Consider the following 23,681-nt stretch of genomic DNA (forward strand, 5'->3'; position numbering starts at 1 on the left):
GCGTAAGCCGTGCCCAAGCCAGGAGTATCGCCCATGAGCGCCCAGCCCAATATCGGTATGGAAGTCACCACCTTCGAAAACCCGCAGGGTGTCGATGGCTTCGAGTTCGTCGAGTTCGCCGCGCCCGACAGCGCGCTGCTGCACACGCTGTTTCCGAAGCTTGGCTTCACGGCCGTGGCGAAGCACAAGACCAAGGCTATCACCCTGTATCGCCAGGGCGACTGCAATTTCCTGGTGAACGAAGAGCCGGGCTCCTTCGCGTCCGATTTCGCGGCCGCGCATGGTCCGAGCGCTTGCGGCTTCGCGATCCGTTTCAACCGTCCGGCGACCGACGTGCAGGCCACCGCGCTGTCGAACGGCGCTGAGAAGGTCGCGGACAAAGCCGACACGCTGGCGCTGAATGTCCCGACGATCCAGGGCATCGGTGGCTGCGCGCTGTATCTCATCGATACCTATGCCGCCAAGGGCGATGTGTTCGATTCGGAGTTCGAGTGGATTCCGGGCGTCGACCGGCACCCGAAGGGTTTCGGCCTCACCTTCATCGATCATCTGACCCACAACCTGCACTTCGGCAACATGCAGAAGTGGTCGGATTACTACGAGCGCCTGTTCAACTTCCGCGAAATCCGCTATTTCGACATCAAGGGCGCCAAGACCGGCCTGGTGTCGAAGGCGATGACCGCGCCGGACGGCATGGTCCGTATCCCGCTCAACGAGTCGTCGGACGAAAAGTCGCAGATCAACGAGTACATCCGCGAATACAACGGCGAAGGCATCCAGCACATCGCGCTGTTCACCGATAACATCTATGAGTCGGTGGAAGCGATGCGTGCGCAGGGCGTTGCCTTCCTCGAGACGCCGGACACGTATTACGAAGTGATCGACATCCGCGTGCCCGACCACGGTGAAGACATCCCGCGCCTGCAGAAGAACAAGCTGCTGATCGACGCCGACGACGAGACCAAGAAGAAGCTGCTGCTGCAGATCTTCACCCAGAACAACATCGGGCCGATCTTTTTCGAGATCATCCAGCGCAAGGGCAACGAAGGCTTCGGCAACGGCAACTTCAAGGCGCTGTTCGAGTCCATCGAGCGCGACCAGATGCGTCGCGGCGTACTCTAAGATCACCGTCGACACGTAGGAGCGCGCCTCGCGCGCGACAGGACCCCGATGAGCCACATCGAAGACACCCGCGCCTACCAGACCGGCTTCGGCAACGAGTTCGCCACCGAAGCGGTCGCTGGCGTGCTGCCGACCGGACAGAACTCGCCGCAACAGGTCGCTCACGGCCTGTACGCCGAGCAGTTGTCCGGCAGCGCGTTCACCGCGCCGCGTCACCGCAACCGGCGCAGCTGGCTGTACCGGATCCGTCCCGCCGCGCAGCACTCGCCGTTCTCGGCGCTGGGCCACGAGACCTTCCATAACCGTTTCCAGGAAGCGCCGGCCACACCCAACCAGATGCGTTGGGATCCGTTGCCGATGCCGTCCACCCCGACGGATTTCCTCGACGGTCTGGTCACCATGGGTGGCAACGGCGGCGCGGAAGAGCAGGCGGGTATCGGCATCCACCTTTACTGCGCCAATCGCTCGATGGAAGGGCGTTACTTCTACGATGCCGATGGCGAGCTGCTGATCGTGCCGCAACAGGGCCGGTTGCGCATTCGCACCGAGCTGGGCGTGCTCGACGTCGCCCCGCTCGAGATCGCGGTGGTTCCGCGTGGCGTGCGTTTCCTGGTCGAGCTGCCGGACGGCGAAGTGCGTGGCTACGTCGCCGAGAACTTCGGGGCGCAGCTGCACCTTCCCGACCTCGGTCCGATCGGCGCGAACGGACTTGCCCACCCGCGTGACTTCCTTACGCCAGTGGCGTCCTACGAGGATCTCGACGGTGATTTTGCACTGATCGCGAAGTTTCAGGGCGCGCTGTGGTCGGCCACCATCGACCACTCGCCGCTCGACGTGGTCGCGTGGCATGGCAACTACGCGCCCTACAAATACGACTTGCGCCGCTTCAACACGATCGGCTCGATCGCCGTGGATCACCCGGATCCGTCGATCTTCACAGTGCTGACCTCGGCCAGCGACACGCCGGGCACGGCGAACATGGATTTCGTGATCTTTCCGCCGCGCTGGCTGGTGGCCGAGCACACGTTCCGCCCGCCGTACTTCCATCGCAACGTGGCCAGCGAGTTCATGGGCCTGATCGACGGCGCGTACGACGCGAAGGCCGGTGGTTTCGTGCCGGGTGGTTCGAGCCTGCACAACTGCATGAGCGGCCACGGCCCGGACGCGGCGAGTTTCGAGAAGGCCTCGAGCGCCGATGTCTCGCGTCCCGACCACATCACGGGCACGATGGCCTTCATGTTCGAGACCCGCAAGGTCATCCGCCCCACCCGCCAGGCGCTGGCATCCAAAGCGCTGCAGGGCGACTATTACGAATGCTGGCGCGGTCTGAAGAAACACTTCACGCCGCCGACGGTCTGATCGCAAAGGACATCCATGAAACTCGCTTCTCTGAAGGAAGGCGGCCGTGACGGCACGCTGGTCGTCGTCAGTCGTGACCTCACCCGCGCCGTGAAAGCGGCGGGCATCGCGCCGACGTTGCAGGCCGCGCTCGACGACTGGAGTGCCATCGCGCCGCGTCTCAATGCTTTGTCGGAAGATCTCAACGAGGGCGGGGCGACCGGTGCTTTCGATCTCGACGTGACGAAGCTCGCCGCGCCGCTGCCGCGCGCCTATGAGTTCGTCGACGGCAGTGCCTATCTGCCTCACGTCGAGCGCGTCCGCCGTGCCCGTGGCGCGGAAGTACCCGCCTCGTTCTACACCGATCCGCTGATGTATCAGGCGACCAGCGCCGGTTTTCTTGGGCCCCGCGATCCGGTCGTCGTGCCCAGCGAGGACTTCGGCATTGACCTTGAGGCCGAAGTGCTGGTCGTCACCGATGACGTGCCGATGGGCGTGACACCCGCACAGGCGGCTGGCCACATTCAGCTGATCGGACTGGTCAACGACGTTTCGTTGCGTGGCCTGATTCCCGGCGAGCTGGCGAAGGGCTTCGGCTTTCTGCAGTCCAAGCCGCGTTCCGCGCTGTCGCCAGTGTTCGTCACGCCCGACGAGCTGGGCGACGTGTGGAAAGACGAGAAGCTGCACCTGCCGATGCGGACGTGGATCAACGGCCAATGGTTTGGTGAGGCCGAGTGCGGTGTCGATATGCAGTTCGACTTCTCTCAGCTCGTTGCTCATGTGGCAAAGACGCGCCCGTTGACCGCCGGCACGCTGGTGGGCTCGGGCACGATTGCGAATGAGGATACGGGCAAGGGGGCTTCGTGCCTCGCCGAGCAGCGTACGGTTGAGACGTTGCGTGACGGCAAGCCGACGACGCCGTTTCTTTCCTTCGGCGATACCGTGAAGATCGACATCACGGATGAGAAGGGTGTGAGCATTTTCGGCTCGATCGAACAGCGCATTCAAAAATACTGACGGCCCCGCATCCGGGCGACTCATGCGTGCGTATCTATTGGTACCCCAATCACGGGGACAGAGGATCCGCCATGAAAAGTCGCATGCTTGCTCGCACGCTTCACGTCGCGTTTGCCCTCACGGCCGTTTGCGGCGTGATCAATGTTGCTTTCGCCGACGACGCCATGGGGGCGCAGAAGACGGTCATGGTCGGTGGCGCCGCGATGTATCCGACGAAGAACATCGTCCAGAACGCCGTCAACTCGAAAGACCACACCACGCTGGTTGCTGCCGTGAAGGCTGCCGGGCTCGTCGATACGCTGTCGGGACCGGGTCCCTTCACTGTGTTCGCCCCAACCAACGAAGCGTTCAATGCGCTACCGGCCGGTACGGTCGATACGTTGGTCAAGCCCGAGAACAAGGCGACGCTGACCAAGATTCTTACCTATCACGTGGTATCGGGTCGCTACACCGCGTCCGACCTTATGGCACTGATTGCCAAGGGTAATGGCAAGGCGAGCCTGACCACGGTTCAGGGCGAGCCGCTGACGGTGATGCAGTCTGGCAAGACACTCGAAGTGACCGACGCCAAGGGCGGTGTTGCGCACGTGACCATTGGCGACGTGCTGCAATCGAACGGCGTGATCCACGTTGTCGACAAGGTTCTGATGCCGTAAGTCAGGTATGAAAAAGCCCCGCACGTTTCCGTGCGGGGCTTACTTTTAGAGCATCGCGCGCGGAGCGCGCTTCTACAGAAAGACCCCTCCGCTCACCGCCGGCACGCTGGTCGGCTCAAGCACCATCGCCAACGAACACACCGGTAAGGGCGCGTCCTGCCTGGCCGAGCAGTACATGGTCGAAACCTTCCGCGACGGTAAGCGGGCGACGCCGTTCCTGTCCTCTGGCCATACGGTGAAAATCGAGGTCACCGACAAGCGTGGCGTATCGATCTTCAGTTTGATCGAGCAAGTGGTCCAGAAAGCATAATCGCTCGATCACTCGCTGTGCGCGAAGGAAGTACTGTTCCCTGATGACAGGAGAACATGCCTAGCTCCGAAGCAGGGAATTCCTACAGCAGAAGTAAGCTTGGCGCGGTACCGTGTGCCGATCCTTTCATTGGATCAAGTCATGAAGACGGTGTGCTGGATCGTCGGATGTGCCGCGTTCGCACTGGTCATTGTGTTTTGCGGACCGACAAGGCCGGAGGACGGCGAGCGTGATGATGCGATCGCCGACGCCCTCTCGCTTACCAGGAAACGCGTCGACGGAGAGCCGCGCGCTTACGACCCGCCTCCGCAGCAAAGGGATGAGCTCGCTCATGCTCTGTCTTTGAGGCCCGGCGAAAGTGGAATTCGAGCTACGAGGGGGCGCGGTGTTCGGTGTTACCACAATTGTCCGCCGCCGGTAGGTAGCGTGACCGCGTCGCCTCAGGTCGTGAGCGTGCCGGTCGGCGCCCTCGGCAATGTGACTGTTCACTGGCGATGGGATCAATCTTCCACGCAGGAGGTTAGCCAGCACGGCTGCCTCTGGGTGAGCGTAGGCAAGGAGAGCGAGGCGCATCTCGTGGATTGCGGTGCTCCGGGCCGTAATCACGAAACAAGCGTGCGGTGGGTCGGAATGGACACCTACGTTTTTCGCGTCGCACCGGGCAATCCAAAAGGACCGTTCACCAAGCCACTTGCGGGACTGTTCCAGCTTGCGCAGACGCTTGTCATAGGCGTATCCCAACGCTACGAATGAAGAAGCCCCGCACGTTGTCGTGCGGGGCTTCTCTTTAAAAGCATCGCGCGCAAGGCGCGCTCCTACAGGGGGAGCGCGCTTGCGCGGGTGCTTTTATTTCGCGGCCATCAGCGCCTTGGTCATATCGAGCATGCGGTTCGAGAAGCCCCACTCGTTGTCGTACCACGAGAGGACCTTGACCAGGGTGCCTTCCATCACGCGCGTCTGCGTCGAATCGTAAATGGACGAGTGCGGGTTGTGGTTGAAGTCGATCGACACCAGCGGCGCGGTATTGACGGCCAGGATGCCCTTGAGAGCGCCGTTGGCGGCTTCGTTGATGGCGGCGTCGATCTCTTCCTTGGTCGTCGCGCGGGCGGCGGTGAAGGTGAGGTCGACCACGGACACGTTGATCGTCGGCACGCGCATGGCGAAACCGTCGAGCTTGCCGTTGAGCTCCGGCAGGACCAGGCCGACCGCGGCGGCGGCGCCGGTCTTGGTCGGAATCTGGCTGTGCGTGGCGCTACGGGCGCGGCGCAGGTCCGAGTGGTAGACGTCGGTCAGCACCTGATCGTTGGTGTACGCGTGGATCGTGGTCATCAGGCCGTGCACGATGCCGATCTTCGAGTGCAGCACCTTGGCCAGCGGCGCGAGGCAGTTGGTGGTGCAGGACGCGTTGGAGATGACTTCGAGCTTCGAGGTCAGCTTGTCGTCGTTGACGCCCATGACGAAGGTGCCGTCCACGTCCTTGTCGCCCGGGGCCGAGATGATGACCTTCTTGGCGCCGCCGGCGATATGGGCGCTGGCCTTGGCCTTGGAGGTGAAGAAGCCGGTGGACTCCAGCACCACGTCCACGCCGTGCTCGCCCCAGGGGAGCTTGGCCGGATCGCGCTCGGCAAAGACCTTGATGCGGTCGCCGTTGACGATCAGGTCGCCGTTGTCGACCGAGACCTCACCCGGGAAACGGCCGTGAGCCGTGTCGTACTGGGTGAGGTGGGCGTTGGTTTCCGCGTTGCCGAGATCGTTGATCGCGACGATCTGGATGTCCTGGCCGTTCTTCTTCGACTCATAGAGCGAGCGCAGGATGTTGCGACCGATGCGACCGTAACCGTTGATGGCGACCTTGATGGTCATGTGCAGCCTCCGGGTGGGATTTGCTAACGAGGTAAGGGCAGGTGCGTAAACCTCCATGGTAGCGGAACGTCGCAGGGGCCTGCTTGCTGCACCGCCGCGATCTGTCATCCGAGTCTCAGTCCGGCTGTGGCACACTTGCCCGTTCGCCCCGTCCGGAATCGTTTACAGGCTCATGAACGCCGTTCTCAAGCGCCGCACCATTGCCGCCCTGCTGGCCCTCGCCGTACCCGCCTTCGCCACCACCGTTCAGGCCTGGGGCGACATCGGCCACCGTATCGTCGCCGAGCTGGCCTTCCGCCAGCTGGACCCCTCGGCCAAAGCCGAAGTGGAGCGCCTGCTCAAGGCCGACGGGGACGATTCCCTGCCCGACGTCGCCAGCTGGCCGGACCGCCTGCGCGACAACCCGGAGACGAAGGAGCTGGGCAAGGCCACCGGCCCCCTGCATTACATGGACTTCGTCGACGGTAAGTGCCACTACGTGCCGGCCCGGCAGTGCGCCGGTGGCAAGTGCGTGGTGGGCGGCCTCGAGAAGTACGTCGCCATCCTGGGCGACCGCCACAAGTCCAACGCCGAGCGGGCCGAAGCGCTGAAGTTCGTGGTCCACTTCGTGGGCGACGTGCACCAGCCGCTGCATGCCGGCAACCACGACGACAAGGGCGGCAACGACTACCAGGTCCAGTTCGACGGCAAGGGCACCAACCTACACAGCGTGTGGGACTCGAAAATGCTCTACACCCGCGACCTCAAGTGGCAGGCCTACGCCGACCGTCTGGCCGCCGAAGGCCAGGTCACGCTCCCGAAGCCCCAGGCGCCGCTGGATAACCCGTACGCCCAGTGGGCCGAGGAATCCTGCGAGATCGTGGCGAAGCACGGCTTCTATCCGGACTCGCACAAGGTCGACGACGCCTACGTCGCCAGAAACCTCCCGGTCGCCGAGACCCGCCTGCGTGAAGCGGGCAAGCGTCTCGCCGACCTGCTCAACAAGACGCTGGACTGATCCGCGCCCCGAATTCGCATTCGAAGACAAGGTAGACACAGATGACCGATATCCAGGTTCGCCGTACCAAGATCGTCGCCACCCTCGGACCCGCCACCGACGTGCCGGGCATGCTTGAGAAAATTCTGGAGGAGGGCGTGGATATCGTTCGCCTCAACCTCTCGCATGGCGTGCCTGACGACCACCGCGCCCGCGCCAATGCCGTGCGCGCCGCCGCGCTGAAGGTCGGTCGCGAAGTCGGCATCCTGGCCGATCTGCAGGGTCCGAAGATCCGCATCGAGAAGTTCGCCGACGGTCCGATCGACCTGATGGCCGGTGACAACTTCACCCTCGACTGCCGCCCGGACGCACCGGCCGGCACCCAGACCCACGTGGGCGTCAGCTACTACGACCTGCCCAAGGACGTCGTCCCGGGCGACGTGCTGCTGCTGGACGACGGCCTGATCGCGCTGTCGGTGCTGGAAATTTCGGGTACCGAAATCCGCACCCGCGTCATCATCGGTGGCCGCCTGTCGGCACGTAAGGGTCTCAACCGCCAGGGCGGTGGCCTCAGTGTGTCCGCGCTGTCCGACAAGGACCGTAACGACATCAAGCTGGCCGCCGAGATGGGCGCCGACTTTCTCGCCGTCTCCTTCGTCCGTTGCGCCGAAGACCTGCACGAAGCCCGCCGCCTGATCCGCGAAGCCGGTGGCGACGCCGCCATCGTTTCCAAGATCGAGCGCGCCGACGCCATCCCCGTACTCGGCGAAATCATCGACGCGTCCGACGTCGTCATGGTCGCCCGTGGCGATCTGGGCGTGGAAATCGGTGACGCCGAGCTCCCGGGCCTGCAGAAGAAGATCATTCGCGAGTCCGTGCAGCGCAACCGCTCGGTGATCACCGCGACGCAGATGCTGCAGTCGATGGTCCGCGCGCCGATTCCGACCCGCGCCGAAGTGCTCGACGTGGCCAACGCCGTGATCGACGGCACCGACGCCGTCATGCTTTCGGAAGAGACCGCGGCCGGTGCGCACCCGGACAAGGCCGTGGCCGCCATGCGCCGCATCTGCCTCGGCGCCGAGCGTCAGTTCGAGCCGCGCGGCGACCTGCGCCCGGACGTGCAGTCGCTCGACCGCAGCGACCAGGCCATCGCGCTCGCCGCCATGTCGCTGGCCGCTCAGGTCGGCGTGCGCGCCATCGTGGCGCTGACTGAGTCGGGTGCCACGGCCCAGTGGCTGTCGCGCTATCGCTTCGCGGTGCCCATCTATGCGATGTCGCCGTCCGACATGGCCCGACGCCGCATGCTGATGCTCCGCGACGTGCAGCCGGTCGACTTCGCCCAGGGCAACCTCGATCCGGCGCACACCGCGCGCGCCGCGCTCCAGCACCTGTTCTCGCTGGGCAAGCTGACCAAGGGCGATCGCGTGATCCTGACCCACGGTGACCACATCGGCCGTGGCGGCGGTACCAACACCCTGAAGTTGCTGGTGATCGGGGACGACGGTATCGCGGACAGCCTGCGCGACCTGTAAGACGGTGTGGGGGCGTGCCTTGCGCGCGCCCCCACGTCAGGGTGTGATTTCACACGCAACGCAAACGCCCACAGGGTTAAACTCAACGCCCTGGTAAACCACCGAGGGCGTCATGATCCGCATTTCTTCCCGCACCGGCGCCATCGCCGCCGCCGTCCTCCTCCTTGCCGCGGGCTCCGCGCAGGCGCAGAACCTCCGCCGTGTCGCCCCCGAGCGTCTGACCGGCTACTGGTACCTCACCAACAAGTCCGTCAGCCCGGACGTGCCGAACACCGGCAAGAACCTCAATCAGCCCACCTGCGTCGCCGTCAGCTACATGATCGGCTCGGACGGTCGCACCCAGAACGCGAAGATCGAGAAAGTGGTCCCCGCCGGCGACCTCGGTCAGGTCGGCGTGAGCATCGTCAATCAGCTGGTCTACGTGAAGGGCAACCAGAACGGCACCGCCGTTCCCGTGCAGACCTACTACGTCACGGGCTTCAACCTGCCCGAAGACCCCGCCGCCAAGACGGCCCTCCTCGATAAGTGCAAGCTGCCCGGCTACGACCAGACCACTTGATCGCATCGCACAACATGATTCGCGGGGTAGCCGTTTATACTCCGTCGGCTTTGCATACCACTAAATCCATGGAGTCCTCATGAGCATCGAAAACCTCGAAGAAATCGCGCAGGCGATGGTCGCCACCGGCAAGGGCATCATTGCCGTCGACGAGTCGACCAACACCATCCGGAAGCGTTTCGAAGCCGCCGGCGTCGAGAACACCGAGGAAAACCGTCGGGCCTACCGCGAGCTGCTCCTCACCGCACCGGGCCTGGGTGACCACATCTCCGGCGCGATCCTCTTCGACGAGACCATTCGTCAGAAGACCGGCGACGGCACCCCGCTCGTGGATGCGATGAAGAAGGCCGGCATCATCCCGGGCATCAAGGTGGACAAGGGCCCGGTGCCGCTGGCCGGCTTCCCGGGCGACGTCGTGACCGAAGGCCTCGACGGCCTGCGCGACCGTCTCAAGGAATACGCCCAGCTCGGCGCCCAGTTCGCCAAGTGGCGCGCGGTGATCAATATCACCGAGGACAACCCGAGCTCGACCGCCATCGAGGCCAATATGCACGCGCTGGCCCGCTACGCCGCGCTCTGCCAGGAAGCCGGCCTGGTGCCGATGGTCGAGCCCGAAGTCGTCATGGACAGCCCGGACAGCACGCACGACATCGACGTCAGCTACGACGTGCACGAGGCCGTCCTGCGCAGCCTGTTCAACGCGCTGTACGAGCAGAACGTCATGCTCGAGGGCACGATCCTCAAGGTCAGCATGGTCATCGCCGGCAAGCATTCGCCGGAACAGGCCTCGCCCGAGGAAGTCGCCGAAGCCACCGTCCGCGTGCTGAAGGCTACCGTGCCTGCGTCGCTGCCGGGCATCGTGTTCCTGTCCGGCGGCCAGTCCGACGCGCAGGCGACCGAGCATCTGGACCTGATCAACAAGCTGGGCCCGCATCCGTGGCCGGTCAGCTTCTCCTACGGCCGCGCCCTCGTCGCCGAGGCGCTGAACGTCTGGTCGAAGGATCTGAAGGGCAACGTCGCCAAGGCCCAGGCCGTGGTGCACGAGCGCGCCAAGGAAAACGGCGAGGCTGCATTGGGGCAGTGGAAGAAGCGCTGATTCGCTAGCTGGTTCACAGATGTGAAGAAGGCGCCGGAACGGGCGCCTTCTTTTTTGCGAGCTACTGCCGATATTTCATATTGGCCACTTGCTGCGGGCATCGGCCCATTGTCTGATGCGAGGTAAGTGGAAGTCCTCAGCGCGAGGGCGGCGGGTTCCCGTGGAGGGTCCCGGTCCAGGGGGAATCGGGGAGCTGGCGATGAATCGTATGAAAGGGGCCGCGTGGGCGGCAGTCGGTGTCGTCGCATTGAGTGCGGCGGTTCTCTGGCGTGTATCCGGGGACGCAACGATAAGCGGGCAGTCACACGCGCGTGTTTCCACGCCCGTCGTGGCAGCGCCTGCCGCCCCCAGGGTGGTGTCGACCCCGCTTCCTCCGCAGCAGCGTGGGCGCATGTCAGCAGTGGCTCCGGCCAGCCCGGCATCGTCAGGTCGAGCGGCAGCGGCAAGCGCATCCAGCGGCGAGTTGTTCGCTTACTCGAAGACCGATACGCCGCATCGCGAGGGCCCTTACACCTACTATCCCGTCGATATCGATGTCGATCAGGTGCTCGCATCGGCTCTGTCAGGACGCCTCAACTTTACCGCACCTGATGGATCGCAGATCGCTCTCGACTACGACCGTCACGTCTCGCATGACGACGGCAACTGGACCTGGATGGGGCGTGAGGCGGGAGGAACGGCAAGCCAGGATGCGGTGATCACGTTTGGGCCGGACGCGACCTACGGATCGCTGCCGTCGTCCAACGGGCAGCAGTTGCGCATCACGACGATCCAGGGGAAAACGTACGTGACCAGTGCGTCGTATAGCCAGTTGCAGCAAGGGATTCGCGCAGGCGGCGATACCGTGGTTAAAGCGGCGGGCGCGGCGTCGACAGAGGTCGTTACCTCACAGCCTGTGGTCGCCGCTGCGGCAGCCGTCACGGGTACTCCGGTCGACGTGGTCATCGGCTATTCGACGGGATATCGGACGTCGCTTGGTTCGACGTCCGCTGTGACGACCCGGCTGACCAATCTTGTCGATGTAGCTAACCGTGGGCTCGGCAATTCGGCGGTGACGACGGCGTCGTTTCGCCTTGTCGGGACGCTAGAGATCAACTACGCCGACGGCACCGATAATGGCGTGGCATTGACCGACCTTGCTTCCACATCCGCCTCGTCGCCGCTTGCCGCCATGCGCGCGGCACGTGCCCAGTATGGTGCGGACATGGTGAGCTTCGTGCGTCGCTACGCGACGGGTCAGAACGGCTGTGGGCTGGCGTACATCCCTCAGGCACCCTATGCCAGTACCGGGCGCGACCAGACTTTCTCGGTCGTTGGCGACGGAACGATCGATCAGGGTGGCGGCGCGTACTCGTACTGCCCGGATACCTCGCTGGCGCATGAAATGGGGCACAACCTAGGTGCTCAGCACAATGCACAGACGAACTCTACGGGTGGTTTGTATGCCTACTCGTACGGCTATCGGAACGACGACGCTAATTTCTACGACATCATGTCGTATAGCCTGAACGGTCAGGAACCTGAGTTGCTCTACTCGAACCCGGGCGTCTCGATCTGCAAGGGCTTGCCGTGCGGCGTGGCAAATTCGGCTGACCTAGCGAGGACGTTTCGTGAGACGCTGCTAGTCGCAGCGAACTTCCGTGCGCCGCCGGCGCCTGAAGCCAATCCGAACGCAGCAGCAGGTACCTTGATGCTTGCGAATGGCTCTGGCCGTTGCCTCGAAGTATCTGCTGGCGGCACCGCTAACGATTCAGCGATTCAGATGTGGGCGTGCAATGGCCTTCGCTGGCAACACTGGGCGATGAAGGCGGATACGAGTTCGCTGGTGTCCTCGGGAACCTCTTCAGCGCTCGATGCTGTTGCTTACGGTACGACGAATGGAACGCTTCTTCATCTGTGGCAGCTGACGGGAGCGTCCAATCAGGCTTGGCGTTTCACGCACTCGGCTGTCATTTCGTCGAAGTACGGTCGCGGGCTTGACGCCTTGGCGGCCGGGTCGGCAAACGGCACGCGCATCCAGGTTTGGGATAACGCTGGCTCGCCGAACCAGAGCTTTACCTTCGACCCGGCAACCAGTCAGTTCAAGATCGATACGGGGCGTTGCCTCGACGTTACTGCGCTCGGGACGGCGAACGGTACGCCACTTCAGCTCTGGGACTGCACAGGGGCCCCAAATCAGAAGTTTCAGTTGGCGTCCAACGGTAGCATCGTTGGCTACGGAGGGCTCTGCGTCGAGGTAACCAACGCAGGATCGGCTAACGGTGCTGATGTCCACATGCAGCAATGCGACGGTACACCGAAGCAGATCTGGCGTTTGCGTGGAGAGGTGCGGGGTGTGCAGAGTAACCTTTGCGTGGATGATCCATCAGGCGGACAGGTCAATGGATCACGTCCTCACCTGTGGGATTGCTATCACGGCGCCAACCAGATCTGGGAGTACCAGCCGAACTAAGAAAGAAGGGCGCCTCGCGGCGCCCTTCTTTTTAACGCTATCGATTGAGCTTAGAAGCGGTATTCAGCGCTGACCGACGTCATGTTGGTCGACAGATCCAGACCGTCCTTCTTGGCATCGTAGTGGTCGTAGTTGATGCCCATGCTCCAGTTCCTGTTGAAGTCATAGCCTACGCCCGCACCCGCATACCAGCTGGTCTTGTCCAGATCGTGGCGGTTGATGTCGTCGTTGCTGGTGCCGTGGCCCTTCCACGAGTAGATACCGGCACGGCCGCTGATGTACCACTTCGGATCGATATTGAAGTGGCCATTCACGCCGGCGGTCCAGCCGTGCAGCTCGGACTTGCGACGATCGACGACGCGATCGCTGTTGAAGACATTCTTAGCGTGGATGTTGCCCAGGTCGTTGTAACCGGCCTCGACACCCAGGGCGGCCCACGGGCTCACGGCCCAGCGGTAGCCGCCGTTGACCGCGTAACCGGTGTCGTGGCCGTCATAACGGCCCTTGTCCACGGATGTGCGACCGACGTTGCCGTTGACGAACCAGCCAGCGCCGTTGGCGTCTTGCGCAAAGGCCGGAGCCGCAACGGAACCGGCGGCGACGAGGGCGAGCGCGATGAGGGTCTTCTTCATGGTGGATCTCTCCTGCTTTTCTTCTTGTTCGCTGTGACGGCCATGGGGGGAGTGCCATCGACAACGGCGCGGGGCCGGGGTGCCTCGCGTGAAAAATTAGATAAGGCCAGGCCTTCGATATTCAATACCGGTCAGTGCAGTATTAATAAAAATTTAAGCCGCGACGGGGGTGGCGTCGCGGCTTAAAGGTTGAGCGTAAAACGTTGTTACGTGGCGAACGTGTCGCTTAGAAGCGGTATTCACCCGCCAGCGAGACGATACCGGTCGAGCGCTTGATGCCGCGCGAGATTTCGCCGGTAGCGTTGTTCTTGACCTTGCCCGCGTCAGCATGGAAGTAGTCGTAGTTGGCACCAACGCTGAAGTGCTCGTTGATATCCCAACCGGTGCCGACACCGCCGTACCAGCTGCCACGGTCGGCCTTACCGCCGTTGGAGAAGCCGAGGTCCTGGCTCACGCTGTTGTTGTAGTTCTGGTTGTTGTCGTTGGCGCGGAAGTAGCCGCCATGTGCGCTCAGGTACCAGCCCTGGACCAGGTTGACCTTACCGTTCACACCGACCATCCAGCCGCGCAGCGCGTTGCGCGTGCCCTTCTGATCGACGTCCTGGCCGTCTTCGAAGACGTTCTTGACGCGGTAGTTGCCGAGATCCGCATAGCCGGCTTCAAGGCCCAGGCCGAGATCCGGGCCGACCTTCCAGCGATAACCGCCGAGCAGGCCGTAACCGGTGCGACGATCCTTGTTTCCCTTGAGGAAATTGAAACCGCCGTTGTTGCCGTCACCGAAGCCGCCATTGTCGCTGCCGTTGGTGCGGCCGACCTGGGCGCCGATGAACCAGTTACCGCTACCGACGGCCTGGCTGGGCTGATAGTTGCCGGTCACTGCCGGGTTGGAATCCTGTGCGAAGGCCGGAATGGCCGCAAACGAGGCGCAAGAGACTGCAAGGGCAAGGGCTGCCTTTTTCATGGGACTGTTCCTCTTATTTTCGGGGCGGCCAGCACCATGGGGGAGGGGGAGTGATGCTGGCCTTGTACGATTAGAGGCCTTCGTACCTGAAGAGATTCAAAAAGCAGAACTAAAAGATTAAGGCTTGGTTAACTTCCCTGCCGCGGCATGAACATCCACGACAAGCTCATGCCGGATGCGCGACAATCGTGGTTTTTCCGCCGCCTGTTAACTGGAGAATGCCGATGACGACACGCCGCGAACGCGCAAACGCGATCCGCGCCCTGGCCATGGATGGTGTCCAAGCCGCCAATTCCGGTCATCCGGGCATGCCCATGGGCATGGCCGACATCGCCGAGGTTCTGTGGGGAGATTTCCTTCATCACAACCCGACGAACCCGCACTGGCCCAATCGCGACCGCTTCGTTCTGTCGAACGGTCACGGCTCGATGCTCCAGTACGCCCTGCTGCACCTGACCGGCTACGATCTCGGTGTCGAAGATCTCAAGCACTTCCGTCAGCTGGGTTACCGCACCGCGGGTCATCCCGAGTACCACCACACCCCGGGCGTCGAGACCACCACCGGTCCGCTTGGTCAGGGTCTGGCCAATGCCGTGGGCTTCGCGATCGCCGAGGAAGTCCTCGCCGCGCGCTTCAACCGCCCCGGCCATAACATCGTCGACCACCACACTTTCGTGTTCGTCGGTGACGGCTGCCTGATGGAAGGCATCTCGCACGAAGTGTCCTCGCTCGCCGGCACGCTCAAGCTCGGCAAGCTCGTCGCGATCTACGACGACAACGGCATCTCGATCGACGGCGAAGTCCACGACTGGTTCACCGACAACACGGCGGAGCGCTTCCGCGCATACGGCTGGAACGTCGTGGTCGGTGACGACGACAAGCCGGTCGACGGTCACGATGGCGACGCCATCAAGAAGGCCATCGCTTCGGCCACCAGCCAGAGCGAAAAGCCCTCGCTGATCATCTGCAAGACGATCATCGGCTTCGGTTCGCCGAACAAGGAAGGCAAGGAATCCTCGCACGGTGCCGCTCTGGGTGCGGACGAAGTCAAGCTCACGCGCGAGCGCCTGGGCTGGAACTACGGTCCTTTCGAAATCCCGCAGACCATCTACGATTCGTGGTCGGCAAAGGAGAAGGGCGCACAGAGCGAGCAGGCCTGGAACGAAAAGTTCGACGCGTATGCGAAGGCTTTCCCGGAACTCGCCGCCGAGTTCAAGCGTCGTACCTCGGGCGAGCTGCCGGGTAACTGGAAGAAGGATTCCGACGCCTACATCGCCAAGCTTCAGGCCGAAGGCCCGGTCGTGGCTTCGCGCAAGGCATCGCAGATGGCGCTCGACGCGTTCGGTCCGCTGCTGCCCGAGCTGATCGGTGGCTCCGCGGATCTGGCTCCGTCGAACCTCACCATCTGGAAGGGTTCCAAGAACATCGCCACCGGCGGTGCTGAAGGCAACTACATCCACTACGGCGTGCGCGAGTTCGGCATGTCGGCGATCTCCAACGGCATCGCGCTGCACGGTGGTTTCGTGCCGTACGACGCGACGTTCCTGGTCTTCTCCGACTACGCCCGCAACGCGGTGCGCATGTCCTGCCTGATCCCGGCTCACGCGATCCACGTGTACACGCATGACTCGATCGGTCTGGGCGAAGATGGTCCGACCCATCAGCCGGTGGAACACCTCGGTTCGCTGCGCCTGATCCCGAACAACCGCGTGTGGCGCCCGGCCGATGCGGTCGAGTCGGCCGTGTCCTGGCAGAAGGCGATCGAGCGCACGGGCAACCCGTCGTGCCTGATCTTCTCGCGTCAGAACCTCAAGCATAATCCGCGCACGGAAGAGCAGGTCGCCAACATCGCCAAGGGCGGCTACGTCCTCTGGGAATCGGCCGAGAAGTTCAAGGCGATCATCATCGCCACGGGCTCCGAAGTCGGTATGGCCGTCGAAGCCGCACAGGCACTCGGCGACCAGGGCATCCCGGTCCGCGTCGTCTCCATGCCCTGCACCGAGGAATTCGACGCGCAGCCGGCCGAATACCGCGAAGGCGTCCTGCCGTCGTGGTGCCGCGCCCGCGTGGCGGTGGAAGCCGCCAGCGTCGATTTCTGGAGCAAGTACGTCGGCCTCGACGGCACGGCGGTCGGCATGACGACCTTCGGCGCCTCGGGCCCGATCGACAAGCTGTATGAGCACTTCGGCATCACGACCACGGCGGTGGTCGATGCGGTCAAGAGTGTCGTCAAGTAAGTCGCGTTCTTGCCTGTAAAGCTGGCGACCCAGGGGCCCGGGTCCGGTATCGCACCGGACCCGGGCCCGTTCGTTTGAGGAGGCCCTAGAGTAAACATGACTATGAAGATTGCTGTTGTCGGCACAGGTTATGTCGGACTGTCGAATGGCGTTCTGCTTTCGAAGATCGCCGAAGTCGTCGCGCTGGATATCGTCGAGAGCAAGGTGAAGATGCTCAACGAGCGCCGCTCGCCGATCGTGGACGCCGAACTGGTCTCGGCTCTGGCCAGTGACGGACTGAATTTCCGTGCAACCCTGGATCCACGGGACGCCTACGAAAATGCCTCGTTCGTCATCATCGCGACACCGACCGACTACGACCCCCAGACCAACTATTTCAATACCGGCTCCATCGAGACGGTGATCGGGCAGATCCTGGAGATCAACCCGAAGGCGACGATGATCATCAAGTCGACCATTCCGGTGGGCTATACGCGCAAGCTGCGCGAACGTTTCGGCGTCGAGAACATCATCTTCTCGCCGGAGTTCCTGCGCGAAGGCAAGGCGTTGTACGACAACCTGCACCCATCGCGAATCATCGTGGGGGATCACTCGCCGAAGGCGAAGGCCTTTGCCGAGCTGCTGCAGCGTGGCGCGGAGAAAAAGGACATCCCCGTCCTCTTCACCGATTCCACCGAGGCTGAGGCGATCAAGCTGTTCGCCAACACCTACCTCGCCATGCGTGTTTCGTACTTCAACGAGCTCGATACGTACGCGGTGACGCACGGCCTGGACAGCCGACACATCATCGAAGGCATCTGCCTGGATCCTCGCATCGGCGCCGGCTATAACAATCCATCGTTCGGCTATGGCGGCTACTGCCTGCCCAAGGATACCAAGCAGCTGCTGGCAAACTATCAGAGCGTGCCGCAGACACTGATCAAGGCCATCGTCGAGTCGAACACGACGCGTAAGGACTTTATCGCTGACGATATTCTGCGGCGAAAGCCGAAGGTGGTGGGTATCTATCGCCTGATCATGAAGAGCGGATCGGATAATTTCCGCTCGTCGAGCATCCAAGGGATCATGAAGCGCATCAAGGCCAAGGGCGTGGAAGTCATCGTGTATGAGCCCGTACTCGAGTCGGAAGAGTTCTTCCATTCCCGAGTCGTCAACGATTTGCCGAAGTTCAAGAAGGAGGCTGATGTGATCATCAGTAACCGGATGGCTGAGGCGCTTTCCGATGTGGCGGATAAGGTCTATACGCGCGATTTGTTTGGCGATAACTGAACTCGGGGCCGGGCGCCTTCGCGCCGGGTGATCCTGTCGTCCGCTTCTCGGGTGCACCACGCCAGCTTCGCGTGGTGCATGCCGATCGTCTGGTGCTGTGTGAGGATCTTGCGACGGCCACGCTGCCCCGCCGGTCCTGCGTGGATGCCAGTGTAGCCAGGCAGGTTAGGGCGAAGGGCGAAGGGCGTACCAAATTCTGTATTCGTGAGGCGGAGATCCTGTAACGACGCTCCAGGTCGTCGGCGATGGCTCTCATTGAAGCGGCGTTTGTCTGGCGTGGCGCTTAATTCTAGGTGATCTGAACACGCCTGCTTTCAGCGTCCACTCCTAGAACGATTAGTGCACGCCGCCTATGCCGCCGCTGAAGGCGCCGAACGAGCCGAAAGAACTGTCGCTCATCGTCGGTGGCTGATCGGCTCGCTTGATGGGATCGCTCTGATTGCCGGGAACAGCGCCGGTAATATTCCCTGTGGCGGCGAGCGCGGTGATCACCGCAGTCGTGACCCAGCGCGTCGTTGCGCTGTAGCGGGGCCGATTGGCGAAAGCCGTACCGATGGCCTGATGATACGGCGAAGGATACGAGGACGATGAAGTCGGCTTCGCGACCAGTAGCGACGGTGGAGGTACGAATACCACCTGCGTTGCGGGGGGTGTGAGGTTGAGGCTCGGGCCGGCTACTGATGTGCTCTCAGAAGCCATGCCGACCGCGGGACCAGCCGAGGCGACGAGCATGATGAGCAGATAGTTCGACAAACGCATGATTCTTCCTTGGACGCGGGGCCGTTATGCGGAAGATAGTTCAGCCGGGTCGATAGCGAAAGTGCCCATGCTCAGAGGAGGGGTGTGAGCAGGTTCGCCAATCGATCCGGCGTGCCCCCAATCCGCTGGAGGTGGGGATAGCGCAATGGCCCTGTCGGCTGGATTTTAACGCTGGATTTTGCGTCGTTGGCGCTCAGGCCGAGGGTCAGACGCTGAGGCGCGGCAACGGTCAGAAGAGAGCGCAGGGCGTCTGCCGAGTAAGGTCTGCCATCCACACTTTCCACCCGCATGCCAAGTGCCACGCCGGCATCGAAAGCCGGCCCATCCCACGCGACACTCCGGATCATTCCGTCCTTCCCCAGAGTCATGCCAACCGCACTCGAGAAATCCTGTACGTCGCTGTCTGCTTCACTCGCCTTGGCGTAGTCAGTGGGGTTGCCATCGAAGACCAGCCGATAACCCTCCCGCTCGATGCCGTCGAGTATGTCGGCTGGGTCGTGGGTGTTGAGCCGTTTCCGCAGAAACGTCGCCCAGTCGTTGGGCGCGACGCGGCGCAAAGCGGTGCACACGTCGTCGAAGGTATAGGTTTTTGTCACTGTATCGCCTAACGCACCGCCAGCAAAGAACTCGCTGGCAAAGTCGTCGATACTTTTCGCGTCGTGAGTGCGTTCACGAATCTCTGCGTCAACAGCCAGCCACAAAAAGACGCCTTCCCCGTAATAGTCTTCGCGTCGCTGCCAGTCGCGCCACGATGTGGAACGGCCGCCTGCCGTTACGATCGCATCGTTGGTACTGTCCTGCAGCGACTTCCAGGTGCGTCCTTTCTGAGCGAGCACCTGCGCCGCACCCACCGCCAGCGCATCCAGCGTTTCCTGTTTCGTCCGCAGTCCGGATCGCGCCGCCAGCACGCGCCCCCAGAACTCGGTCTGGCCTTCGTAGACCCAGAGCAGGCTCCCACGTACGGGAGTATTGAAGTCTGCGGTCCACAGATCGGCAGGCTGGCGATAACGCCCGTTCCACGAATGGACAAACTCATGCGCCAGAAGGTCCGCGTTGATGAGGTCGCGCTCGTCGCCGGCAAAATAGTCGGGCGGCAAGGTGTCGGTGCTGGACTGTGCCTGCTCGCTGCCGCCGGGGCCGGGTAGCGCGTCGTCCAGCGCCAGCAGGAAATCGTAGTGTCGGTAATGCCGCGTCGGGAACACCTTGCCTGCCTGTTGCACCATCGCCCGAAGCGCGTCGAGTTGGGCTGGTTTGATGGCGATCCTGCGCTCGTCATCGGCAAACACATTCAGGGTGACCGGCGCTTCGCCTCTGCGCGCTAGCGCATAACGCCCGACGTGGCGCGACGCGTAGACGGGCGAGTCGACCAGTGTCTCCAGTGAAGTGGTGCGAAACCCTGTGGCATCGCCCGGGCTGTTCTCCAGCGCCGTGGCGGAGGCGAAGCCATTTGGCAAGGTAACTCGTGCACTTACAGGGATATTGCGCGTGAACCACCCTGCCGGGTAAAGCACAACGTTTTGCCAGGGTACCGTGACCGTGGACGCTGTCATGACAACGGCGCCCTGGCGAAGACTGAAGGGCGACAGGTACTGGAACGACACGTCGAGCGCTTTCGCGTCGGCCGGAACGTCCACATGGAAGGCGAACATGTTGACAGTATCGCGTTCCCATTTCAGGGGCCGGCCGTTCGATACGACGGTCAAGCCTGTGAGGCCCGCTACCGACGCCGTCGGGGCATGGCTTGCGGTTTCCCATTGAGGGTACAGGAGGACCATGGGTCCCGCTGCCTGTACCGGGATCGACTCCCGGACGCGGTAGATGCGCTGGCTCAGGTTGGATGCGTCGACATCCAGCGTTATCTGCCCGTTGAAAGGCACATCGCGTGCGACAGGAATCGGCGGGGGAAGGGGTGCCGGCTGCGGGCCTTCGGAAGCGAGGCTTGCCTGAGCGAAGAAGAAGGACAGAACGACGGCGGAAGCAACGACGCGCATGCGGTGCGAACCTTGGCGGGAAGAAGTGGTGCCAGCTGGGTGCCCCCACGATAAGCGCATCGTCGCGGGGCACCCAGTGACCATCGGCATGGCCGCCCGGTCGTCCATTCAGGCCTCAGCCGGGAACGGTGGCACACACCAGCGTCGCGATTTCAGCCGGTGTTTCAACCACCTTCCAGGCCCCGGCCTTATCCAGTTCCTCGCGATCGCCGAAGCCCCAGAGCACGCCGATGCCACGAACACCGTTGGCGACCGCGCCGTCGATGTCGAAGTGGCGATCGCCGATCATGATCACGTCGTCCACGATGTGCCCGAAGTCCGCGACCGCCGCGGCGATCATCTCGGCTTTCTCGCTCTTCGACGTCGACGGATCGGGCGCATAGAGCGCATCGAACGCGTCGCCGAAGGGCAGGTGGGCGATGATCGGCTCCGCATGCGGACGCACCTTGCTGGTGACGACCGCCAGCTTGTGACCGGCGCCCGCCAGCGCGGAGATCAGGTCGGCGATGCCCGGGTACACGGTGTGCTCGGACCAGCCGACATCGTGGAAGCGCTGCGAGTAAGCCGCGACGGCCTGCTCGACGCGTTCGCTATCACCATTCAGGAGCTCACCGAAGCTGACCCGAAGTGGAGGACCGATCCATGAGCGCAGCACGGTGTCGTCCGGAACGTCCGCGCCGACGGTTGCCAGCGAATGGCGAACGCCGGCGAAGATGCCGATCTCCGAGTTGATGAGGGTGCCGTCCAGGTCGAAGAGAATCAGCATTACTTCGAATCCGCGCGAGCCTTGAGCGCGGCCACGGCCGGAAGCTCCTTGCCTTCCAGGAATTCGAGGAAGGCGCCGCCGCCCGTCGAGATGTACGACACGCCGTCTTCGATGCCGTACTTGTCGACGGCCGCCAGGGTGTCGCCGCCACCGGCGATCGAGAAGGCCTTCGACGAAGCGATGGCACGCGCCAGCGTTTCCGTGCCCTTGCCGAACGCATCGAACTCGAACACGCCGACCGGGCCGTTCCAGACGACCGTACCTGCCTTGGCGATCAGGTCGGCATAGCGCTTCGCGGTATCCGGACCGATGTCGAGGATCATCTCGTCGTCGGCGACCTGATCCACCGCCTTGACCGTGGCCTTGGCGGTGGCGGAGAACTCGGTGGCGACCACCACGTCGGTCGGCACCGGCACATCGGCGCCACGCGCCCTGGCATCCGCCATGATCTTCTTCGCGGTGTCGAGCAGGTCCGCTTCGACCAGCGACTTGCCGACCTTGTGACCGGAGGCGAGGATGAACGTGTTGGCGATGCCGCCGCCGACGATCAGCTGCTCGACGCGACCGACGAGGTTCTGCAGCAACTCGAGCTTGGTCGACACCTTGGATCCGGCGACGATGGCGAGCAGCGGCTTCTGCGGGTTTTCCAGCGCCTTGCCCAGCGCATCCAGTTCCTTCGCCAGCAGCGGACCCGCGGCGGCGACGGGAGCGAAACGGATCACGCCGTGCGTGGAGGCCTGCGCGCGGTGCGCGGTGCCGAAGGCATCCATGACGAAGACGTCGCACAGGGCGGCGTACTTCTTCGACAGGGCCTCATCGTCCTTGCCTTCGCCGACATTCATGCGGCAGTTCTCGAGCACGACGACTTCGCCGTCGGCCACGTCGACGCCGTCGAGGTAGTCGCGTACCAGGCGTACGTCTTTGCCGAGCTTTTCGCCGAGCCACTCAGCCACCGGCTTCAGCGAGGAAGCTTCGTCGAATTCGCCTTCCTTCGGCCGGCCAAGGTGCGAGATGACCATCACCTTCGCGCCAGCGTCGCGCGCTGCAACGATGGTGGGCAGGGAGGCATCGAGGCGCTGGGTGGACGTGATCTTGCCGTTCTCGACAGGCACGTTCAGATCTTCACGGATCAGGACTCGCTTGCCTTTGAGGTCGAGGTCTTGCATGCGGATGACGGGCACGGTGAGGCTCCAGCTAGGGGAAGGAGAATTCGCCATTGTCCGCGTCCTTGATGGGGTGGCGCAAATCCGTGTCGCCAGCTGGGCTGGCTGTTACAGGTCGCCAGCGGAGCTGGCTCCTACAGGTCTGCCGTAGCCCTGTAGGAGCCACCTCCGCTGGCGACCCGCGCGGCAGCGCGGCAAGGCTTGCCCCGGTCCCAGCGCTAGAATCGGGAATTCCCCGCCAAGGAAGCCCCTCATGTCCCTCACCCTTTACACGTATTGGCGCTCCAGCGCCGCCTATCGCGTCCGTATCGCCCTCAACCTCAAAGGCCTCGACTACGAAGCGCGGCCCGTGCATCTGGTCAACGAGGGCGGCGAACACCTGAAAGCCGACTACCGCGAGCTCTCCCCCCAGGCCCAGCTCCCGACTCTGATCGACGGCGATCGCATCATTCGCCAGTCGATGGCGATCCTGGAATACCTCGACGAGACCCGGCCGGATCCGCCCTTGATGCCAGCGGATGCGCAGGGCAGGGCGAAAGTCCGCGAGCTGATGCAGGCGGTGGGCACGGATATCCACCCGCTGGGTAATCTGCGTGTCCTGAAAGCGATCGAGACGGAATTCGGGGCCGATCAGGCGGCGAAAGAGGGGTGGTCGCGGCGCTGGATCCAGCACGGTTTCGACGGCATCGAGGCCCTGCTCGCCGAGGGTGCGGCAGGAACGTTCAGCTATGGCGATACGCCGACGCTGGCCGATTGCTGTCTCGTCCCGCAGTTCTACAACGCGTTGCGCTGGGGGGTGGATCTGGCGCCGTATCCGACGATCCGGCGAGTGGTGGAGGCATGCCAGGCGCTCGAGGCGTTCCAGCGGGCGGCCCCAGAAGTTCAGCCAGACGCTCCAGCCTGACCTCAGAACCGTGTAGGAGCTCGCCCCGCGCGCGAAAAACCAACGAAGCGAAGAAGCGGTGACTCTGCGACCCCTGCC

At 63.1% G+C, this 23,681-nt stretch carries 19 protein-coding genes and 2 pseudogenes; 14 read left to right on the forward strand and 7 right to left on the reverse strand.

Features of this window, described 5'->3' with window-relative positions; all coding sequences use genetic code 11:
* Positions 1 to 33: 33 nt before the first annotated feature.
* The 6 genes and pseudogenes from hppD (at position 34) to FA87_RS20635 (ending at position 5,196) form a co-directional block, all read left to right on the forward strand.
* The gene (gene hppD, locus FA87_RS03295; RefSeq protein ID WP_043692377.1) at positions 34 to 1,122 is read left to right on the forward strand and encodes a 4-hydroxyphenylpyruvate dioxygenase; all 1,089 of its coding nucleotides are present in this window, start codon (positions 34 to 36) and stop codon (positions 1,120 to 1,122) included.
* Between the two features lie 48 nt (positions 1,123 to 1,170).
* Positions 1,171 to 2,481, forward strand: coding sequence for a homogentisate 1,2-dioxygenase (gene hmgA, locus FA87_RS03300; RefSeq protein ID WP_043692380.1), 1,311 nt, complete (start codon positions 1,171 to 1,173; stop codon positions 2,479 to 2,481).
* Positions 2,482 to 2,496: 15 nt separating this feature from the next.
* On the forward strand, positions 2,497 to 3,477 hold the full coding sequence (locus FA87_RS03305; protein ID WP_043692382.1) for a fumarylacetoacetate hydrolase family protein: 981 nt from the start codon (positions 2,497 to 2,499) through the stop codon (positions 3,475 to 3,477).
* Positions 3,478 to 3,665: 188 nt separating this feature from the next.
* Positions 3,666 to 4,133, forward strand: a pseudogene (locus tag FA87_RS03310) (fasciclin domain-containing protein); the annotation flags it as partial.
* A gap of 79 nt (positions 4,134 to 4,212) precedes the next feature.
* A pseudogene (locus FA87_RS21075) lies at positions 4,213 to 4,443 on the forward strand (FAA hydrolase family protein); the annotation flags it as partial.
* 426 nt (positions 4,444 to 4,869) lie between these two features.
* Positions 4,870 to 5,196, forward strand: a complete 327-nt coding sequence (locus FA87_RS20635) for a hypothetical protein (protein WP_143025891.1) — start codon at positions 4,870 to 4,872, stop codon at positions 5,194 to 5,196.
* Positions 5,197 to 5,289: 93 nt separating this feature from the next.
* Here the strand turns inward: FA87_RS20635 and gap are convergent, their stop codons facing one another.
* Positions 5,290 to 6,306, reverse strand: coding sequence for a type I glyceraldehyde-3-phosphate dehydrogenase (gap, locus tag FA87_RS03315; protein WP_043692388.1), 1,017 nt, complete (start codon positions 6,304 to 6,306; stop codon positions 5,290 to 5,292).
* 172 nt (positions 6,307 to 6,478) lie between these two features.
* Here gap and FA87_RS03320 point away from each other — a divergent pair, with 172 nt between their 5' ends.
* From FA87_RS03320 to FA87_RS19690, 5 genes are all read left to right on the forward strand, one after another.
* Positions 6,479 to 7,303, forward strand: a complete 825-nt coding sequence (locus FA87_RS03320; RefSeq protein ID WP_043692391.1) for a S1/P1 nuclease — start codon at positions 6,479 to 6,481, stop codon at positions 7,301 to 7,303.
* Positions 7,304 to 7,344: 41 nt separating this feature from the next.
* Entirely contained in the window at positions 7,345 to 8,814 is a 1,470-nt protein-coding gene (gene pyk / locus FA87_RS03325; protein ID WP_036115828.1) for a pyruvate kinase, read from the forward strand.
* A 112-nt stretch (positions 8,815 to 8,926) separates the two neighbouring features.
* Entirely contained in the window at positions 8,927 to 9,373 is a 447-nt protein-coding gene (locus FA87_RS03330) for a hypothetical protein (protein WP_036115826.1), read from the forward strand.
* A gap of 79 nt (positions 9,374 to 9,452) precedes the next feature.
* Complete coding sequence (locus FA87_RS03335; RefSeq protein ID WP_043692393.1) at positions 9,453 to 10,469, forward strand: class I fructose-bisphosphate aldolase; 1,017 nt, start codon at positions 9,453 to 9,455, stop codon at positions 10,467 to 10,469.
* Between the two features lie 199 nt (positions 10,470 to 10,668).
* Positions 10,669 to 12,921 carry a ricin-type beta-trefoil lectin domain protein gene (locus tag FA87_RS19690; protein WP_197062358.1) on the forward strand — a complete coding sequence of 751 codons (2,253 nt, stop codon included), beginning with the start codon at positions 10,669 to 10,671 and terminating at the stop codon, positions 12,919 to 12,921.
* A gap of 50 nt (positions 12,922 to 12,971) precedes the next feature.
* On the opposite strand, the gene FA87_RS03350 is transcribed toward FA87_RS19690, so the two are convergent.
* Entirely contained in the window at positions 12,972 to 13,553 is a 582-nt protein-coding gene (locus FA87_RS03350; RefSeq protein WP_036115822.1) for a porin family protein, read from the reverse strand.
* Positions 13,554 to 13,779: 226 nt separating this feature from the next.
* Positions 13,780 to 14,514, reverse strand: coding sequence for a hypothetical protein (locus FA87_RS03355; protein ID WP_036115820.1), 735 nt, complete (start codon positions 14,512 to 14,514; stop codon positions 13,780 to 13,782).
* A gap of 224 nt (positions 14,515 to 14,738) precedes the next feature.
* Between FA87_RS03355 and tkt the strand changes: the two genes are divergently transcribed.
* Both tkt and FA87_RS03365 read left to right on the forward strand, forming a co-directional pair.
* The gene (gene tkt / locus FA87_RS03360) at positions 14,739 to 16,751 is read left to right on the forward strand and encodes a transketolase (protein WP_043692397.1); all 2,013 of its coding nucleotides are present in this window, start codon (positions 14,739 to 14,741) and stop codon (positions 16,749 to 16,751) included.
* Between the two features lie 102 nt (positions 16,752 to 16,853).
* Entirely contained in the window at positions 16,854 to 18,020 is a 1,167-nt protein-coding gene (locus FA87_RS03365; RefSeq protein WP_043692399.1) for a nucleotide sugar dehydrogenase, read from the forward strand.
* 336 nt (positions 18,021 to 18,356) lie between these two features.
* On the opposite strand, the gene FA87_RS03370 is transcribed toward FA87_RS03365, so the two are convergent.
* The 4 genes from FA87_RS03370 to FA87_RS03385 form a co-directional block, all read right to left on the reverse strand.
* Positions 18,357 to 18,779, reverse strand: a complete 423-nt coding sequence (locus tag FA87_RS03370) for a hypothetical protein (protein WP_043692402.1) — start codon at positions 18,777 to 18,779, stop codon at positions 18,357 to 18,359.
* A gap of 71 nt (positions 18,780 to 18,850) precedes the next feature.
* Positions 18,851 to 20,770, reverse strand: coding sequence for a M61 family metallopeptidase (locus FA87_RS03375; RefSeq protein WP_043692404.1), 1,920 nt, complete (start codon positions 20,768 to 20,770; stop codon positions 18,851 to 18,853).
* Positions 20,771 to 20,885: 115 nt separating this feature from the next.
* Complete coding sequence (locus tag FA87_RS03380) at positions 20,886 to 21,536, reverse strand: HAD hydrolase-like protein (protein ID WP_043692406.1); 651 nt, start codon at positions 21,534 to 21,536, stop codon at positions 20,886 to 20,888.
* Positions 21,536 to 22,717 (reverse strand): phosphoglycerate kinase, encoded by a 1,182-nt coding sequence (locus FA87_RS03385; RefSeq protein WP_036115794.1) that lies wholly within the window; start codon positions 22,715 to 22,717, stop codon positions 21,536 to 21,538. Before FA87_RS03385 ends, FA87_RS03380 begins: the two co-directional genes overlap by 1 nt.
* A gap of 235 nt (positions 22,718 to 22,952) precedes the next feature.
* On the opposite strand from FA87_RS03385, the gene maiA reads away from it, so the two are divergent.
* Positions 22,953 to 23,603, forward strand: coding sequence for a maleylacetoacetate isomerase (gene maiA / locus FA87_RS03390; RefSeq protein WP_043692409.1), 651 nt, complete (start codon positions 22,953 to 22,955; stop codon positions 23,601 to 23,603).
* Positions 23,604 to 23,681 lie beyond the last annotated feature (78 nt).

Origin of the sequence: Luteibacter sp. 9133 (genome assembly GCF_000800155.1) — a bacterium.
Lineage (GTDB): Bacteria > Pseudomonadota > Gammaproteobacteria > Xanthomonadales > Rhodanobacteraceae > Luteibacter > Luteibacter mycovicinus.